16 protein-coding genes are annotated in these 17245 nt (G+C 53.8%); 6 read left to right on the plus strand and 10 right to left on the minus strand.

The genetic code is table 11. The features are described 5' to 3' along the window. Position 1 precedes the first annotated feature (1 nt). The 4 genes from cshA (at position 2) to map (ending at position 3852) form a co-directional block, all read left to right on the plus strand. Positions 2–1510 (plus strand): degradosome RNA helicase CshA, encoded by a 1509-nt coding sequence (gene cshA, locus AC13H5_RS03460; RefSeq protein ID WP_214754233.1) that lies wholly within the window; start codon positions 2–4, stop codon positions 1508–1510. A gap of 100 nt (positions 1511–1610) precedes the next feature. Next, positions 1611–1862, plus strand: coding sequence for a hypothetical protein (locus AC13H5_RS03465; protein ID WP_034781064.1), 252 nt, complete (start codon positions 1611–1613; stop codon positions 1860–1862). A 53-nt stretch (positions 1863–1915) separates the two neighbouring features. Then, on the plus strand, positions 1916–3091 hold the full coding sequence (locus AC13H5_RS03470) for an EAL-associated domain-containing protein (RefSeq protein WP_371743433.1): 1176 nt from the start codon (positions 1916–1918) through the stop codon (positions 3089–3091). Between the two features lie 11 nt (positions 3092–3102). Beyond that, positions 3103–3852 carry a type I methionyl aminopeptidase gene (gene map, locus AC13H5_RS03475; protein ID WP_138859932.1) on the plus strand — a complete coding sequence of 250 codons (750 nt, stop codon included), beginning with the start codon at positions 3103–3105 and terminating at the stop codon, positions 3850–3852. Positions 3853–3901: 49 nt separating this feature from the next. On the opposite strand, the gene menC is transcribed toward map, so the two are convergent. Genes menC through AC13H5_RS03505 form a run of 6 tightly spaced genes read right to left on the minus strand, consistent with a single transcriptional unit; the run spans position 3902 to position 11005 of the window. Next, the gene (gene menC / locus AC13H5_RS03480) at positions 3902–4969 is read right to left on the minus strand and encodes an o-succinylbenzoate synthase (RefSeq protein ID WP_214797582.1); all 1068 of its coding nucleotides are present in this window, start codon (positions 4967–4969) and stop codon (positions 3902–3904) included. Beyond that, a complete protein-coding gene (gene menE, locus AC13H5_RS03485; protein ID WP_483546313.1) occupies positions 4953–6326 on the minus strand; it encodes an o-succinylbenzoate--CoA ligase in 1374 nt (457 codons plus the stop codon). Before menE ends, menC begins: the two co-directional genes overlap by 17 nt. A 46-nt stretch (positions 6327–6372) precedes the next feature. After that, on the minus strand, positions 6373–7197 hold the full coding sequence (menB, locus tag AC13H5_RS03490; protein ID WP_021067784.1) for a 1,4-dihydroxy-2-naphthoyl-CoA synthase: 825 nt from the start codon (positions 7195–7197) through the stop codon (positions 6373–6375). Beyond that, positions 7198–7974: an alpha/beta fold hydrolase gene (locus AC13H5_RS03495; RefSeq protein ID WP_483546543.1), complete on the minus strand. Its 777-nt coding sequence runs from the start codon at positions 7972–7974 to the stop codon at positions 7198–7200. After that, positions 7974–9623 carry a 2-succinyl-5-enolpyruvyl-6-hydroxy-3-cyclohexene-1-carboxylic-acid synthase gene (menD, locus tag AC13H5_RS03500; protein WP_483546314.1) on the minus strand — a complete coding sequence of 550 codons (1650 nt, stop codon included), beginning with the start codon at positions 9621–9623 and terminating at the stop codon, positions 7974–7976. Before menD ends, AC13H5_RS03495 begins: the two co-directional genes overlap by 1 nt. Continuing rightward, positions 9620–11005 (minus strand): isochorismate synthase, encoded by a 1386-nt coding sequence (locus AC13H5_RS03505; RefSeq protein ID WP_483546315.1) that lies wholly within the window; start codon positions 11003–11005, stop codon positions 9620–9622. Before AC13H5_RS03505 ends, menD begins: the two co-directional genes overlap by 4 nt. Before the next feature lie 166 nt (positions 11006–11171). Here AC13H5_RS03505 and AC13H5_RS03510 point away from each other — a divergent pair, with 166 nt between their 5' ends. Further along, complete coding sequence (locus AC13H5_RS03510; RefSeq protein WP_138859928.1) at positions 11172–12071, plus strand: 1,4-dihydroxy-2-naphthoate polyprenyltransferase; 900 nt, start codon at positions 11172–11174, stop codon at positions 12069–12071. Between the two features lie 19 nt (positions 12072–12090). Beyond that, positions 12091–12642 carry a beta-class carbonic anhydrase gene (locus AC13H5_RS03515; RefSeq protein WP_034781037.1) on the plus strand — a complete coding sequence of 184 codons (552 nt, stop codon included), beginning with the start codon at positions 12091–12093 and terminating at the stop codon, positions 12640–12642. 41 nt (positions 12643–12683) lie between these two features. On the opposite strand, the gene AC13H5_RS03520 is transcribed toward AC13H5_RS03515, so the two are convergent. From AC13H5_RS03520 to AC13H5_RS03535, 4 genes are all read right to left on the minus strand, one after another. Next, a complete protein-coding gene (locus AC13H5_RS03520; RefSeq protein ID WP_214754223.1) occupies positions 12684–13631 on the minus strand; it encodes a YihY/virulence factor BrkB family protein in 948 nt (315 codons plus the stop codon). Between the two features lie 68 nt (positions 13632–13699). Continuing rightward, positions 13700–14137, minus strand: a complete 438-nt coding sequence (locus AC13H5_RS03525; protein ID WP_034781346.1) for an NUDIX domain-containing protein — start codon at positions 14135–14137, stop codon at positions 13700–13702. Between the two features lie 66 nt (positions 14138–14203). Next, positions 14204–15130 carry a carbohydrate kinase family protein gene (locus tag AC13H5_RS03530; RefSeq protein ID WP_034781033.1) on the minus strand — a complete coding sequence of 309 codons (927 nt, stop codon included), beginning with the start codon at positions 15128–15130 and terminating at the stop codon, positions 14204–14206. A gap of 119 nt (positions 15131–15249) precedes the next feature. Further along, positions 15250–17157: a heavy metal translocating P-type ATPase gene (locus AC13H5_RS03535; RefSeq protein WP_483546316.1), complete on the minus strand. Its 1908-nt coding sequence runs from the start codon at positions 17155–17157 to the stop codon at positions 15250–15252. Between the last annotated feature and the right edge of the window lie 88 nt (positions 17158–17245).

Genomic DNA, 17245 nt, shown 5'->3' on the forward strand with positions numbered 1-17245 from the left:
TTTGACAAAATTCCAAGATTTACAGTTAAGTGAAGCATTAGTAAAAGGTGTACTCAAAATGGGCTTCGAAGAAGCTACACCGATCCAAGCTGAGACAATTCCTGTCGCACTCACAGGAGTGGACGTATTAGGTCAAGCGCAAACAGGTACAGGGAAAACAGCAGCTTTCGGTATTCCGACAATTGAGCGAATCGACACAAAGGCACGTCAAGTCCAAGCACTTGTTCTTGCACCGACACGTGAACTTGCGATTCAAGTTGCAGAAGAATTGAACAAAATCGGTGAAGCGAAGCGCGTTTACGCACTTCCAGTATACGGTGGCCAACAAATCGACCGCCAAATCCGTGGTTTGAAAAAGAACCCACAAATCGTCGTTGCCACACCGGGCCGCCTCATGGACCACATGAAGCGCAAGACGATCAAACTCGACGAGATCCAAACTGTGATCTTGGACGAGGCAGATGAAATGCTCAACATGGGCTTCGTTGAAGACATCGAGATGATTTTGAAAGGCCTTCCGGCTGAACGTCAAACGCTTCTCTTCTCTGCAACAATGCCACCACAAATCAAGAAGATTGCTGAGCGCTTCATGAAGTCGCCGACGATCATCAAAGTAAAAGCGAAGGAAATGACAGTTGAGAACATCAACCAACAATTCCTCGAATTGCGCGAAGGTCAAAAATTCGATACGCTTTGCCGCTTGATCGACATCGACTCGCCAGAACTCAGCATCATCTTCGCTCGTACGAAGAAACGTGTTGACGAAGTGACAGAAGCACTCATCAAACGTGGTTACACGGCTGATGGTCTTCACGGTGACTTAACGCAATCAAAACGTGACCAAGTCATCCGTCGTTTCAAAAACGGCACAATTGACATCTTGGTCGCGACAGACGTTGCAGCCCGTGGTCTTGATATCACAGGTGTCACACACGTTTACAACTTTGACGTCCCACAAGACCCGGAAAGCTACGTGCACCGTATCGGACGTACAGGCCGCGCTGGTAAAACAGGTACAGCCCTTACGTTCATCACGCCACGTGAATTCGGTCAAGTCAAAGCAATCGAACGCGTAACGAACAAGAAAATGAACCGTCGTCACGTACCGACAATCTCAGAAGTGCTCGAGGGCAACCAAAAGCAATCGGCTGAAGAATTGATCGAACGTGTTCAAGCGGGCGACTTCAAAGCTTACACGCAACTTGCGACTGAGCTTCTTGAAGAATACGAAGCAGTCGAGCTTCTTGCAGCGGCACTTCGTGGATTGACGAAAGAGCCAGATTCAACTCCGGTTGAAATCTCGTATGCAGAACCAGTACGCGTCAAACGTCAAGGTGGACGTAACGACCGTGGTGGATACCGTGGAAATCGCAGCGGCGGCGGAGAACGTCGTGGTGGCGGTGACCGTGGTGGACGCAGCGGTGGCGGCGGTGGATACCGTGGCAAACGTAGCGGTGGAGACGACCGTCGTCGTTCAGACGACCGTGGCCCACGCCGTCCGCGTGACTAATCAATAACTAAAACCGCATCTCCTTAAGTGGATTTGCGGTTTTTTTTATGGTGTCATGCTACACTAGATGAGTAGAGACAGAAAAATGAGGTGTCAACGGATGATTGAACTAGGTTTTGGTCTCGTCATACTAGTGGCGTGCGTCCTGGCTTTGAAACCGATTATTACGCGGACCGAGCGTCCGAATTTTCGATATATCCCGGTCGCCACGCTCCTGTTCGGCGCGATGATTTGGCTTGTGATGGCCATCGGCGTGGGCGGGAAGATGGGAATCGGCTACGGTGTGATGAGTATCGTATATTTCATTGCTTGTTTCGGTGCCTATATGTATGTGCATACACGAGCGAGCTGAACCCAGCTCGCTTTCGTGTTTAGAAAAAAGACGAGGTGATCAAGTTGGACGCAGTGGATGTGATGATGAATCCAGAAGAAGTCGAAGTGACATTTGAACCAATCCTGGGAGCCGCCACCTTCCAAGTAGAAGGTTATATGGTCCATGGACAGTTCAGGGGCGAGTCGCTCACCCCATTCTTTTACGACGATGACGTTCCGCTCGAGTATCAGCTCGATATCGCCAAACGGATGGAGCGTTTAGCGGCCGAACAGTTAAGGGATGCGACGCAATTCGTCACGTTCCGATGTCGTTCAGAGTGGATTCTCGAACAAGGAGGCGAGGCGTTTTTGGCCCCGCTCCGAGAATTGAACTTCCCGCTCCATCGCATTTATGTGACGCTTCAAGGGACGGATCTCGTCGACGTGTCACGCTTGTCACGAGTCGTCCAATATTATCGTTCATCTGGTGTTAAAGTCGCGCTCGACTTCGCTGAGTCAACGAGCATCGAAGACATCATGACGGTGGCGCCTGAGATGTTGCTCGTCGATTTGGCGACGATGGTCGAGAAGAAGACGTTATCGGTCACGTATCCGCAAATGCTTCAGACGATGGAATACATCGCTTCCCGTCTCGGGGCTCCGCTCCTCTATAAATCGATCGACCATCTCGGACAGTTGCGTTATGCGTGGCGTCATGGCGGACGTTATTATATGGGCAGTCTCCTCGGGCAAAGCGATGCGATGCCGCCGCGCGAAGCGAAAGGTATGAGCGTATTGACGCAAGAAGTACCGTCGTTCTTCTTACACGATCAAGAGCGATTAAAGCGATTATATGAATTGGAGTTCGAACTCCATAAACAAATCCACGATCTCGTCCAAAGCGGGAAGTGGTCGCGCGATAAGAAAGATGAATGGTTGCTCCATATTGCCCCGAAACTCGAAGGGACGTTCGTCCGTTACTATTTGACGGACCAAACCGGGTTCCAGACGAGCGCGAACGTCTATCAGGCACAGTCCGCTTGGACGGTCGATAACACGTATCGCGGCTATAACTGGAGTTTCCGTCCGTACTTTATTCGGACGATGGCGGCGATGGACGTGCGCGGACGGGGCTACTTGTCCGAGGATTATCGCGACTTCAGTTCGAACGAAGTGACGCGGACGTTCAGTTATCCGTTACCGGACGGCATGTTCTTGTTTGCCGATTTATCTGAAGAGTTCTTATATCAAAATCGACTATTAGATTGAGAGGGAAAATGATGTTAGATTATGATTACGATGCATTGCGCGAGATTGGGCGGATTGTCGCCTTGGCTCGCGATGAGATGGCGAAAGCGGTCAAACCAGGCATGACGACGAAACAGTTGGATGAAATCGGGCAGCGTGTTTTAGAAGCGGAAGGGGCCGCCTCGGCCCCGATCACGATGTATGAGTTCCCGGGTTATACGTGTATCTCCATCAATGAAGTCGCAGCCCATGGGATTCCAGGTGACCTCGTCATCCAAGACGGTGACGTGGTCAACGTCGACGTATCGGCCGTGAAGGACGGCTACTATGCCGACACAGGACGTACGGTCATCGCGGGCACACCGAAATCGGCTAAACACGAGCGGTTGGTCGAAGTGTCATTGACATCGCTCGAAGCGGGTCTCAGCAAAGTGAAGGCCGGCGTCAAGGTCAACCAAATCGGGAAAGCGATTTATGCCGATGCCCGTAAGAACGGCTTCACGGTCATCCGTAACTTGGCGGGCCATGGCCTCGGTCGCACGCTCCACGGTGAGCCGGAGACGATTTCGAACTACTATAGCCGTGAAGAGAACGACATCTTGAAAGAAGGACAAGTCATTGCCGTCGAGACGTTCATCTCGACGAAAGATGAAATCGTCTATCAATCAGAAGAGGACGGTTGGTCGTTGTTCACCCCGAACAACAGCCTCGTCTCGCAATTCGAGCACACGGTCGTCGTCACGAAAGACGGCTATGAAGTGTTGACGGGCACATTCCGTTAACGATGAAAAGGCGGCAGACGCGAAGTCTGCCGCCTTTTTTACGGAGTTTTTACAGGAGTCGAATCGTCTGTTCGCTCAGTTGCTCGATTTTCGTCCAATCCGGTGCGACCTGGTCGGGAAGCATCAATTGTCCGTTCTCGACTTCGAGCGGGGTATCGAGCAAATCGGTCTCGAAGTAAGCGCTCGTCCCGGCCATATCGGCCGGGTAGGCGGCTCCGTTCAATGAGGCGAATAAGAGCGTGTGATAACGGCCGATGGAGGACTCATACATCCCACCGACCCAGTAGGGGGTGCCGCTATCACGAATCGCGAGCGCCTCGCTCCAGCCGCCGACGCGGGCCGGTTTGATATTGACGATGCGACCGGCTCGAAGTCGATGCATCGTCGCCACGTCTTGAGCGGCACTGATCGATTCATCGAGACAAATCGCTGTGGTGAGCCGTGCCTGCAAGTCCGCTGTCTCGACCCAATATGTGCTCGGATAAGGCTGTTCGATCATCAAGAGACGGTAGGTGTCCAATGCCTCGAACCAGTCAAGCGATTGCTCGGAGCCACTTCCGTTCAAATCAATCATGAGCGGGGCGTCCGGAAAAACGCTGCGAATCTCGCCGAGCGCAGGAAGCAGTTCATGCGGGGACGCTTTTAACTTGATCCGGTCGAATCCGGACGCGAGCGCAGCCTCGATGGCGTTCAACGTCTGACTGAGCAGACCGATGCCAATCGTCCGGCCGCATGCCACGGCATCGCCGGCTTGGACGTATTGTTTTAATGTCTGATTCGCGCGGGCCGCTTCCACTTCCCATAGAGCGCTCTCCCACATCGCTTTCGCCATCGGTTGGCCGATGATCGAGCTGACATGGGGACCGAACGAGGTGGCAGACAACGTCATCCCTTTCAGGAGTTGGACAATCAAAGCGGACGTATCGATGACGGAGCGGACGGTCTCAGCCGTATACCATGGCGTCTCGAACGCGACACCTTCCCCGTAGCCGACAACACCGTCGACCGTCTCCAGCCGGAGAATGACCGTCCGTCTCGTCGTCAACACGGCGTGGGCGGTGACAATCGGATGTTTGAACGTGAGGGGGACGATATACAGTTCAGCGCGACGAATCATGGTCAGCCTCCTTTAAGCGATGACGCATCAATTTACCGTTGGCGTTACGAGGCAGCTCGTCGACGGCAATCCATGCTTTCGGATGTTTATAAGATGCCAGATGGTCGTGCAGCAGCTGAATCGCCTCATCGAAATCGAACGTACCGACCGTGAAGGCGACGGGTACCGCTCCCCAAGTCGGGTCGGGACGACCGACGACCCCGACGTCTTGAATGCCCGGGCAACGCAATAACACGCTCTCGATTTCGGCCGGATAAATGTTCTCACCGCCGGAGATGATCAAATCACTGCGGCGGTCATGGACGTACAAGTAACCGTCTTTCATCGTGCCGAGGTCGCCCGTTTGCCAATAGCCGTCGGGCGTCCAAGCATCGGCCTCTGGCTGTTTATAGTAACCAGGGGTCACCGTCGGTCCGTTCACTTCAATCTCCCCATCCGCATTGATACGGAGTTGGGTCGGCGCGATTGCTTGACCGCTCGAACCGATGTGGGCGAGTGCCTCGGCTGGCAACAGCGTCGCGACTTGCGAACACGTCTCCGTCATCCCGTACGTCTGGGCGACCGGTAACTGCCGCCGCTCGGCTTCTTCGAGCAACGGACGCGGTACGGGACCGCCGCCGACGAGCAGAAGTTGCAACTGATGGCGGGAGAGACCTGCGTCGAGGAGCCGCTTAAGCATGACCGCAACGAGCGAGATGTGGGTGATTCTTGCCGTCGCAATCAACTCGAGTGTACGAGCGACATCGAACTTCGGTTCGACGTATAGTAGCGAACCGAAACGAGCGCTCCGATACACTTGCGCGAGTCCGCTCATATGGAAGAGCGGCGTCACGACGAGCATCCGGTCACTTGTCCCGTAACCGAGGCGCGTCTTGGCCGCCTCGGCGCTCGCGACGTGATTGCCGAACGTCTGCTTTACGGCCTTGGCCCGTCCAGTCGTGCCTGAGGTGAACATGAGCGACATGACTTCATCGTCTGCCCACTCGTGCGGTGTAGCGAGTGACGCCTCATCTCGTGACGTCAACGCGAATTGGGTGATCGACAGTTCAATCGGTTCATCGACGAGCAATACATCGATATCGGCCGTCTCGATTTGTCCTGCCAGTTCGCTCATCGTCAACCGCGTGTTGAGCGGAACGAGCACTTTTCCGAGTGACTGGATGGCATGGACAGCGATGACATAATCAGCGCTGTTCGCAGCGCGTAATCCGATATGCCGGGCTTCGGGTGCGACCCGTTCCAGGAAGTGGGCCAAACGAGAGCTTTCCGTGCTTAACTCGGCCCAAGTCAAACTGACGGACGCGGTGACGAGTGCCATGGCGTCGCGTCGATGTTGTGTCACATAACGATTCATCATCAGAACCTCCAAAAAAAGAGTAGCGAAGTCGCTACTCTTTGTCGATTTACGGGAAACGCGGGAACTGACCGAAGTCTGGGTCGCGTTTTTCTTTGAAGGCGTCGCGTCCTTCTTTCGCTTCGTCTGTCGTGTAGTAGAGAAGCGTCGCGTCGCCGGCAAGCTGTTGAAGTCCTGCAAGTCCGTCCGTGTCGGCGTTCATCGCTGCCTTCAAGAAGCGAAGTGCCGTCGGAGAGTGTTGCAAGATCTCTTGGCACCATTGGATCGTCTCGGCTTCAAGTTGCTCGAGTGGGACGACCGTGTTGACGAGTCCCATGTCAAGCGCTTGCTGTGCGTCGTATTGACGGCAGAGGTACCAGATTTCGCGTGCTTTCTTGTGGCCGATGATGCGGGCCAAGTAACCTGAACCGTAACCGGCATCGAACGAGCCCACTTTTGGTCCAGTTTGACCGAAACGGGCGTTGTCGGCTGCAATCGTCAAGTCACAGACGACGTGCAAGACGTGTCCGCCACCGATCGCATAACCGGCTACCATGGCGATGACTGGTTTCGGGATGACGCGAATCAAACGTTGAAGGTCGAGGACGTTCAAGCGTGGAATCTCGTCGTCACCAACGTAGCCGCCGTGGCCGCGGACTTTTTGGTCGCCGCCTGAGCAGAAGGCTTGATCGCCTTCACCAGTCAAGATGATGGCACCGACTTCTTTATCGTCACGGGCGCGTGCGAACGCGTCGATGAGCTCGTTGACCGTGAGTGGACGGAACGCGTTCCGTACTTCCGGGCGGTTGATGGTAATTTTTGCGATGCCGTTCCACTTCTCGTACTTGATATCTTCGTACGTGCGGACCGATGTCCAGTTTGCTACTGATTCCATTTAAATTCCCCCTAAAATCAATTTCTCTATCATTGTACCAAATTGTTGGGCATTCTCGACATGTGGAGCATGAGATGCGTCCGAAATTTCATGAATTTCAATATCGGGACGAATCAACTGCATATTCCGAGCAATCTGTTGAAACTTCACATCGTGTTCCCCGACGATCAAATCGGTGCGAGGTAAACGGTCGAGTAGCGGCCAGAGCGACGGCATGCTACCCGTCCCGATGGCGCGGAGGCTGTCCGCGAGTGCGGCTGGACGTTGGGCCAACCGCTCAGGACGTAGGGCGGCGCGCATCTCGTCGGTTTGATGCCAGAGCGGAAGACGTTCCCAACGGTCAACGAACGCCTCAAGTCCTGCTCGCTCGATGAATTCGGCGAGCTTTTCGTCTTGAAGCCGGCGTTGTCGACGTTCAGCCGCTATGTTGAGCCCGGGCGTCGTGCTAATGCCGATGAAGTGGTTGACCCGATCATCATAGGCGGCGAGTGTCATCCCGATACGTCCGCCGAGCGAGTAACCGACGACCGTCCACGGACCTTCGTCCGTATCGAGTAGCGCCGACAAGTCTTTAATCTGTTGACTCATCTTGGCACGCCCGACCGCTTGCTGTCCGGTGCCGCCGTGTTGCAATAGCGACGGGGCGACGAGCCGGACGGGGAGCTCAGGGAACTGGGAGATCCAAGTCGCACTCCCAGTGAACCCATGAAGAAGCAAAACGGGACGGCCGCTTCCACGTTCGAGCACCTCATAGGAGACGCCACGCACGGAACGCATCACGACTCGTTCTCCGTCGTCAAACGGTCCGTGAGCGAAGCGGTCCAACGACGATGCTCGGCCACGTTTCTAGCGCGATCAGACGGAAATTCAATCAGCTGAACGCCTGCTTCAATCGCCGTCATGACATCTTCAGGCTGCTCGAGCAAGCGATAGCTGAGTCCGTATGTCTCGGCAAATCCGCGCAAGTTCAAGTGGAGCGGCGTCCCGAACAAGTCCTCGAACATTTGCGGTGCGATCGAAGCTTGTGGCAAGAAGGAGAAGATGCCGCCGCCATCATTGTTGACGACGACGATGGAGAACGTACCTGGGTGCGATTTGACGAGTTGCAGGGCGTTGCTGTCATGATAAAACGCCAAGTCGCCAATTAACAGGGCGGCCTTGTCCGTATCGTGACAGGCACCGAGCGCGCTCGAGATGATGCCGTCAATCCCGTTCGCCCCGCGATTGGCGAGGACGTCGATTGACTGACCGGCTGAAAGTGTTGTATCGATATCACGGATCGGCATGCTATTGCTGACGAAGATGCGATCAAGACGAGACGCTAGCAAATGACGCGTCAATGCACTTTCTCCGCTCAAAGCAGGTTTTGCGGATTCGGCGACGCGTTCGAACAATGCGAAACGATCGAATAAGTCGGCGTCATAGTCTTTGTTGATGGTGGCGACATAATCAATCGCATCGCCGTACACGACCGTGGCGCTGTTCGACGGGTCGCGGAACGATCCCGGTTGCTCAATCAAGACGTATGGCACGTCGTGAAGCCACTGATTCAGCCGTTTCGAGACGGGGGCAGCCCCGAACCGGACGACCGCGTCAGGTGTCCATTCTGTGCGATCCTCGCTAGCGAGCCACGCGTCATAGTTCGTCAAGACATGGTCAAACCGGCGCATCCCGCTCAATGGGTCGGCGAAGACCGGAATACGGTGGGCCAGCGCCGACGCATAGAGAGGCTCAAGCCATGATGTCGGAGTACCTGGTCCGACGATGAAGGCGAGACGATTGACGTCAATCTCTTGTTTGAACCGTTTCAAGTCGAGACTTGTCGGTTTAAGATAGGTCGGGTCAGAGGATTCGGCTTCACCGCCCAGGAGTGACGTCAAGCGCTCGATATCCGGCAACAACGGTTCACGGAACGGGATGTTCACATGGACCGGGCCGAATGGCGCATGCATACTCGTCCGAACGAGCCGGGCCACTGTCTGTTCCATGTAGCGCTGGCTCGCAGCTTCAGGAACGGGGAGGTCGACGCTCGTTTTCACGTGGTCGCCGTACAGTCGAACTTGGTCGATCGCTTGAGGCGCCCCGACGTTCCGAAGTTCGTGCGGCCGATCGGTCGTCAACACAACGAGCGGCAGTTGTGAGATATTTGCCTCGGCCACCGCCGAAAAGTAGTTGGTGGCGGCAGTACCGCTCGTGCAGATGAGCGCGACCGGGCGCAACGATGATTGCGAACGAGTCAACCCGAGTGCGAAAAAGGAGGCCGACCGTTCGTCGACGATGATATGATGTCGGACGCTCGGATGAAGATAGGCGGCCATGGCGAGCGGTGTCGAGCGAGAGCCGGGACTGATGACGACGTCCTCGACCCCTTGTTCGACGAGCCGGTTCATCATACCGGCGACCCACTCCGTTAACGGTTCATTCATGTTTCATTGCCTCCTGCGCGTACTTTGTCCAATCCGAGAGCTTGCTTGATTGGACTGAGCTTGATTTCTGTCTCGGCGAGCTCCGCTTCGAGTTCAGACTCTTGGACGATTCCACAGCCTGCGTATAGCGCCACGAATTGATGGTGGACAAGAGCCGACCGGATCGAGACGACGAACTCTCCTTCACCGTCCGTGTTCAGCCAACCGAACGGTGACCCGTACCAGCCGCGGTCGAACCGTTCAATCTCGCGCAACAAGCGGACAGACGTCCGTTTCGGAGATCCACCGAGCGCCGGGGTCGGGTGGAGCGACTCGATGATCGACAGCAAGGATGCGTTCGTATCGAGCGTTGCTTGAATCGGTGTGTGCAGATGGAACACCGACCGGTTCTCCAAGATGCGCGGCGACTCCGGTGCCTTGATGGTAGCCGCGTATGGTGTGAGGGCGTTCTTGATGTCCTTCACGACGATTTGGTGTTCCTCGAGGTTTTTGGCGTCGTGGAGTAACGTCTGTTTGGCTACATCCGATTCGATCTCGGTGTCTGGTCGCTTGATGGTGCCGGCGATGGCGGCCGTTTCAATGTACGGTCCTTGTTTCTTGACGAGCCGTTCCGGCGTCGCTCCGAAAAATCCGATTTCCCGCTTCGGCTGATACAAGAACACGTAACTGCCCGTCTGATGTTCTGACAAGTGGCGCAGTGTCGTCGCGAACGGGAACGCCTCTTCCGAGGTCTGGTAGATTTCTTCCCGGGCGATGACAATCTTTTCGACTCGTTCTTCAGTGATGTTCAGTTTAGCTTGTTGGAAACTCGACTTGAAATGGTCGACGCCGTCTTTGACTTGCGAGTAAGTCGGTGTTTGTTCGTCGGGCGCATGTAGCGCGTTGAACTGGGCGAGTTGATCGGCCAATTGAATCAAATATTGTTCGACCGAACGTTTGGCCGAGACGAGCGTTGAAACGGTCAACGTGTGCTTGTCGCCCGAGCGGCGATATAGAAATTTCGGCACGACCAACGATGCTTCACCGAACGCTTCCCACATATTTTTTTGGGGCCGCACGAACGTGTCGAACGAAAAGCCCGAGAACGCATAAATGACCGCGTCGACGTCCCGGCGGTGCAGGCTCCAATCGTACTGTAGACGTTGGAAACGTTCGGGACCGGAAGCCGTCAACACGAGCGCATCGGCACATCCGAGCATCTCGAGGGAGCGGTCTGGCGTCGAAAAATAGTAGTGGGACGTTTCAGTGTTTTGAATAATATGGAACGCGTCGAACGAAGGGATTTCCCACGTGTACGAGGCAAGTACCGGTCGTTGCCAAGCACGTGCCCGTTTATGGGCTTGTTCGATTCGTTGTTTAATGTGTGTTTGAGTATCTGGCATGAAAGAAAAGCCTCCTCAATCCAATGGAATTCTCATTCTTTAGTGTATCATGACTTCACAACAGAACTGGCCGTCAAATGCTCGAGAAAGTGAAGGGAGCCGTCCGAGCGGCGGGCATTGACAGGTTTTTTCAAAGAGACGTAAACTAACGAAGGGAGGGAAGTGCATGAAGAAGAGAGAGAAAGGTGCGTACTGGCGCATGATTCGCCCGCATACGTTGACAGCGAGCTTCATACCGGTGCTGTTAGGGACGTTCATCGTCCTCGGGCAAGTCGAGTTGAAGTGGGGATTGTTCTTAGCGATGCTCATCGCCTCGGTCTTGATTCAAATCGCGACGAATTTATTTAATGAATATTATGATTACAAGCGTGGACTCGACCACGAAGGTTCCATTGGAATCGGTGGCTCGATCGTACGTGATGGGTTCACACCCGGACAAGTGCTCGGGATCGCGCTCGGTATGTATGGGGTGGCGGCTGTGCTCGGGCTCTATATTGCGGCTTCAACGAGTTGGCATTTAATTTGGATCGGTGTGCTGTCGATGGTCGTCGGATTCCTGTACACGGGAGGTCCGCTCCCGATCGCCTACACGCCGTTCGGGGAAATCGTCGCTGGCCTATTCATGGGTTATGTCATCATCGGCATCTCGGGATATATCCAAATCGGGACGGTGACGACAGAACTGTTGCTCGTATCGTTTCCGATGGCGCTTTTGATCGGGGCGATCTTGCTCGCGAACAACATTCGTGATTTGGATAATGATAAAGTGAATGGACGCAAAACAATCGCCTGTCTCGTCGGACATCGTCGTGCCGTTCTCGTCTTGGCCGGATTCTTTATCGCGGCATTGGTCGGCATCCTCGTCGCCGTATTCGGGTTTGGCGTGACGCCGTGGGTGCTGTTGTCATTGCTGACAATTCCAATCATGGTACGGGCAGTGAAGCGTTTTTGGGTCAAGCGTGAACCGGCTGAACTCATGCCGGCGATGGCGATGACCGCAAAAGTGAACACGTTGTTTGGCGCTTGGATGGTCATCGGGTTAATGGTCGCGCGGCTAATCGCGTGAATTAAGAGGAGGGAACCACATGTCAGTCGTTCAAGAAATGCTAGCGTTCAATGAAAAATTCGTAACAGAGAAACAATATGAGCAATTTGTCTCGGATAAGTTTCCCGATAAAAAAATCGTCATTTTAACGTGTATGGATACGCGTCTGACGGCGTTGTTGCCTCAAGCCCTCGGACTAAAAAACGGGGATGCCAAAATCATAAAAAATGCGGGAGCCGTATTGTCACATCCGTTCGGATCGGTCATGCGTTCGATCCTCGTCGCGTTGTATGCGCTCGGGGCCGAAGAGGTCATCGTCATCGGTCATTATGATTGCGGCATGGCGGCGATTGATCCGAATGCGGTCATCGCAGAAATGGAACGTCGCGGCATTGAACCGCAGACACTTCAAACACTCAAGTCGTCAGGGATGGATTTGGAGAAGTGGTTGCACGGGTTTGACTCGGTCGAAGCGAACGTCGTCAACTCGGTCAACCTCGTCAAAAACCACCCGCTCTTGCCGCCGGGCACGAACGTCCATGGGTTCGTCATCGACCCTGCGACCGGTCGTCTCGACGTCGTCGAAGCATAATGCAAAAGGCGGTCTCTTCTGGAGAGACCGCCTTTCTTTCGTTACCCGTATGTGTTGACGGGGATATCTTTATAGTCGTCATCGTCCGAATCTTTTGATTTGGACTTTTTATTTTTCTTATAGTTTTTCTCGTACTCACGTTCGCTCGGCGTTTTGAAGAAACGTTGCCAAGTAGCGTTGATTTCTGAGCCGATCAAAATGATCATGCCGGTCAATTGTAACCAAAGCAACGTGACGATGATTCCTCCGAGTGAGCCGTACGTCGAATCGTAATTGCCGAAGTTCGAAACGTACAGGCTGAAGCCGAGGGAGACGAGCTGCCAGGCGATGACGCCGAAGATCGCACCTGGAATCGTGCTTTTCCAGAACACGTGTTGCTGCGGGGCGATTTTATAGAAAATTGACAGCGTGAAAATCAAGATGACGGTCGTCAACACGTAGCGGAACACGTTGATCAAGATGACGTCGGCCCCCGAAATAGGGATGAAACGGGCCACGAAATCGATGATTTGCGAACCGAACACGTTCGAGACGATGAGCAGTAACATGCCAACGCCGAGTAATAACGTCAACCCGAGGGCGATGCCTTTGCTGACGAAGAAATTACGTTCGTTATCTTCCCCGTACGCGTGAATCGCCATATTGATCAAGCGTTCAACCCCTTTAGCCGCCGACCAAATGGCTAAAATCGCACCGATCGAGAGGAGTCCGCCGCGCGGTTCGCCGATGGCGTCGAAGATACCGGTCAAAAATTCAGTCGCGGCCGCCCCGGGCGCCAAGTTGTTCAACTGCTCTTGGAACGACGCCTGAGAAATGTCAAAGAACGACAGCAATGCGAGAATGAAGATGATACCCGGGAAAATCGATAAGAACCAAAAAAAAGCGAGTGTCGCGCCGTAATCTTGAACATCATGTTCTTTGAAGCGACGAAGCAACTCTTTCCCGAAGGCGAACCAATTCTTTTTTTCTTTTACTTCTGTAGTATCCATATATGAGCCTCCTGAACGTTATCGTTAGAAACTTTCTTTCCCGAAATGTCAGGAGGCTACACATGAAATCAGTCTTCCGCCAGCGTTTTATTGAAAAATCGTTCGGCTTCATTCGACAGCAAGTCGGCGAGTGATGGTGGTCGTACCGGCAAATGGCTGAGCGCGCTTCGCTTCACCCACATCGGCGTATACGACCCGTTCGTTTGCTCTGCTTGAAATTCTTCACCTGTCCCGGTCCCGAACTCACCACCGGTCATCCGGGCCCAGTAGTATGGGTTCAACTCTCCATTGAAGGCGACATGTGCGGCCACGCCTTCAAGTTCGACGTGGACGCCGAGCTCTTCGAACGCTTCACGGACGGCCGTCTCTTCAGCCGTATGACCGAATTCGACACCGCCGCCCGGAAACACATAATACAAAAGGTTTTCTTTCTCTCGGCGAATGAGCGCGACTTCGTCATGTTCATTCACGAGGATGATGGCACTGCGTAATTTCGTTCTGACCAATGGAATCGTTCCTTTCGATTTCGTATCGTGAACAAAACGCATCGACTCGCGGCCGATGCGTTTTGGTTAATCTGTTGCTGGTTGTTCAAGTGAGGCGTACATGTCAGGTGTCAGGCCGTTATCGTGCGAGGCGATGACTTTCCCAGCGACGCGCATCCCGAGTCGGAGCGCATCTTCAATCGGGTGACGTTTCATCAACTCAGAGATGACAGCGGAGAAGAATGAGTCACCCGCACCGGTCGAGTCGGCAACTTTCACTTTCGTCGTCGGGACGTGACCTTGTTCATTCGTGCGTAAGTCGACATAGACGGCGCCGAGCTCACTCATCGTGACGATTGTGAGCGGAGCTCCTTTCATTGCGAGCACTTCGGCGACGCGTAACGCATCGTCCACAGTGACGATGGACATATCAGACAAAATCTCCGCTTCTTCGCGGCTACAGATGAAGCCGGTGAAACCTTGGAGTAAATGACGGTTCCGTTCAATCACCGACAGATGACCGCACACGCCATACAGCGGAAGCTTCATTTCGCGGCACAGTTCAATGGTCTCGTTCAATACATTGACCGACAAGTCGAGGTCAATCGCGACCGCCTCACTTTCAGCGAACACTGTATCGATGCGACGGAGGATACATTCTTCCATCATCGCTTCGTCCGGTTGCTTCGAGATTGACGTTTGCAGGTCACCGTTGTTATCCATGACGGCAAGCCACATGCCCATCCCATTGTCATCGAGCAAATCGACGTGATCGACGTTGACGTTCAAACCGCGGAGTTCTTCGAGAACACCCATCCCGATTTGATCGTTCGTCACGGTCGACACGAAACGGACGTCATTCCCGAGAACACCTAAGTTTTGGGCGACGTTTCGGCCGGTCCCACCGTTCGAGAACGCGATGTCACCGACGTTCTTGGCATCTTTATGAAGCGGGGCGAACGAGGTTCCTTTAATATCGACAAACACCTTGCCGATTACTGCAATCGTATTCATATACTGTACCACCTTTAGCCAATCTTCCTATCAGTTCCGGTCTCATTAGACACATTGTTTCAATTATAGCGAAATTACTAACGGCTTTCAACGACGGTTTGAATGAGTGTCGAATTTTGTCATTCCCACGAGGTGCTGAGCAAACGAAGCCCGTTCAAGATGACGAGGATGGTCGATCCTTCATGGCCGACGACCGCGAACGGCATGACGAGCAGTTCGAAGATATTCGTCGCGATCAACACGAGGATGACACCTAAGGCGAACACGACGTTTTGGAGAACGACGCGATTCAATTTACGGGACTGTTTGATGGCCGAGCTCAACCGACGGAGGTCGTTTTTCATTAAGACGACGTCGGCCGTCTCGAGGGCAGCGTCTGTCCCTTCACCCATGGCGATCCCGACATCGGCTGTCGCGAGGGCAGGGGCGTCGTTGATGCCGTCGCCAATCATGCCGATGCTACCGTATTCTTGTTTTAATTGTTTAATTTGCTCGACCTTCTCTTCTGGGAGACATTCGGCGATGTAACGGGTCAACCCGGCCTCAGTGGCGATGGCGCGGGCTGTCGCCTCGTTATCGCCTGTGATCATGATCGTCGCGATACCGAGATGGTTGAGTCGTTCGATCGCTTGTTTGGCTTCAGGGCGTAGTGTGTCTCGGAGCGCGAACGCTCCAATCGTCATCTTTTCATCGCTGACGAACACGAGCGTATGGCCGGCAGCTTTTAAACGTTCGACATCGTCGCGGAAGAAATCTCCGCTCGGATCGGCGAATTTTTGTTTGCCGACCCGATAGGCGACACCATCGATCGTCGCTTCAATCCCGGACCCGGTCACGTCTTTGAAGTGTTCCATCGTTCCTGTGTAATTCCCTGTGAATTGGACGAGCGCTTCGGCGAGCGGGTGCATCGAATGTTCTTCAATCAAGCTGACGATGCGATAGACGTGCTCTTTCTCAACGGTTGGATGGATCAATGCCGATTGGACTTCTGGTTTACCGATTGTAAGCGTGCCGGTCTTATCGAAGGCGATTGCTTTCAAACGGCCCATGTTCTCGATGTGAACGCCGCCTTTGAACAAAATTCCATGCTTGGCGGACGAAGCGATGGCGGCGAGTGCGGCCGGAGTGATGGCTGCGACGAGGGCGCACGGCGAAGCGACGACGAGTAAAATCATACCGCGGTAAATACTCGTCTCAAGCGACCACGGCGTCAACACAGGTCCGAGCAAGATGATTGCGGTGACGGAGGCGAGCACGACTTGAACGTAGCGTCCCTCGTACCGGTCGATGAACTGGGCGGACGGTGATTTTTCTTCTTGCGCTTGCTGTACCATTTGAATGATTTTTTGGAACAACGTTTCCGTGGCGAGTTTTGTCACTTCTAACGTCAAGACACCGTTCAAGTTGACGCTTGAGCCGTATACCTCGTCGCCGACGTTTCGGTCGACCGGAATCGATTCACCGGTGATGGCGGCTTCCTCGATCGAGGCACTGCCTTTCAAAATCCGACCGTCGACCGGGATACGTTCGCCGGGTCTTACGTAGATGTGGTCTCCGACGCGAAGGTCGTCGATATGGACGACCTCGAGGCCGCCCGAAGCGTTCAATCGCGTCGCTTGTTCAGGTTGCAGTTCCATTAATGACTCGAGGGCGCGTTCGTTTTTGTTCATCGTGTACGTCTCGAGTGCACCGGACAAAGCGAAAATGAAGATGAGGATGGCACCTTCCATCCAATAGCCGATGGCTGCGGCGCCGATGGCCGCGATGATCATGAGCAGTTCGACGTTCAACGAACGGGTTTCCCACGTATCGGTCAGACCTTCTTTCGCTTTGGCATATCCGCCGATTAAAAAGGCGGTCAAATAGAGGGTGACGTAGAGCGCAGGAGCTCCGTCTTGTCTTTCCGCGATATATGCGAGTACAATCAATACACCACTGATGAGCGCCATGATGAGCTCGATATGTTCGAACCAGTTGGCCCGTTTGAAGACGTGGCTTTTTTCCTGTGTGACGGTTGATGTGTTCATGTGAGCACCTCTTTCTAAATGAGAATATATATCAGTTAAATGATAATGATTGAGGATGATTATCATTATCTATTGTTGATATGATTGG

It is taken from the genome of Exiguobacterium sp. FD-YE-25-4 (assembly GCF_057004685.1).

What these genes read in the sequence shown, in the direction of transcription:
- map (WP_138859932.1), top strand. Translation starts at nt 3,103, where the DNA reads ATGTTAGATTATGATTACGATGCATTGCGCGAGATTGGGCGGATTGTC.
- AC13H5_RS03515 (WP_034781037.1), top strand. Translation starts at nt 12,091, where the DNA reads ATGTCAGTCGTTCAAGAAATGCTAGCGTTCAATGAAAAATTCGTAACA.
- AC13H5_RS03465 (WP_034781064.1), top strand. Translation starts at nt 1,611, where the DNA reads ATGATTGAACTAGGTTTTGGTCTCGTCATACTAGTGGCGTGCGTCCTG.
- AC13H5_RS03535 (WP_483546316.1), bottom strand. Translation starts at nt 17,157, where the DNA reads ATGAACACATCAACCGTCACACAGGAAAAAAGCCACGTCTTCAAACGG.
- menD (WP_483546314.1), bottom strand. Translation starts at nt 9,623, where the DNA reads ATGAATGAACCGTTAACGGAGTGGGTCGCCGGTATGATGAACCGGCTC.
- menB (WP_021067784.1), bottom strand. Translation starts at nt 7,197, where the DNA reads ATGGAATCAGTAGCAAACTGGACATCGGTCCGCACGTACGAAGATATC.
- menE (WP_483546313.1), bottom strand. Translation starts at nt 6,326, where the DNA reads ATGATGAATCGTTATGTGACACAACATCGACGCGACGCCATGGCACTC.
- AC13H5_RS03520 (WP_214754223.1), bottom strand. Translation starts at nt 13,631, where the DNA reads ATGGATACTACAGAAGTAAAAGAAAAAAAGAATTGGTTCGCCTTCGGG.
- AC13H5_RS03505 (WP_483546315.1), bottom strand. Translation starts at nt 11,005, where the DNA reads ATGCCAGATACTCAAACACACATTAAACAACGAATCGAACAAGCCCAT.
- menC (WP_214797582.1), bottom strand. Translation starts at nt 4,969, where the DNA reads ATGATTCGTCGCGCTGAACTGTATATCGTCCCCCTCACGTTCAAACAT.
- AC13H5_RS03530 (WP_034781033.1), bottom strand. Translation starts at nt 15,130, where the DNA reads ATGAATACGATTGCAGTAATCGGCAAGGTGTTTGTCGATATTAAAGGA.
- AC13H5_RS03510 (WP_138859928.1), top strand. Translation starts at nt 11,172, where the DNA reads ATGAAGAAGAGAGAGAAAGGTGCGTACTGGCGCATGATTCGCCCGCAT.
- AC13H5_RS03495 (WP_483546543.1), bottom strand. Translation starts at nt 7,974, where the DNA reads ATGCGTTCCGTGCGTGGCGTCTCCTATGAGGTGCTCGAACGTGGAAGC.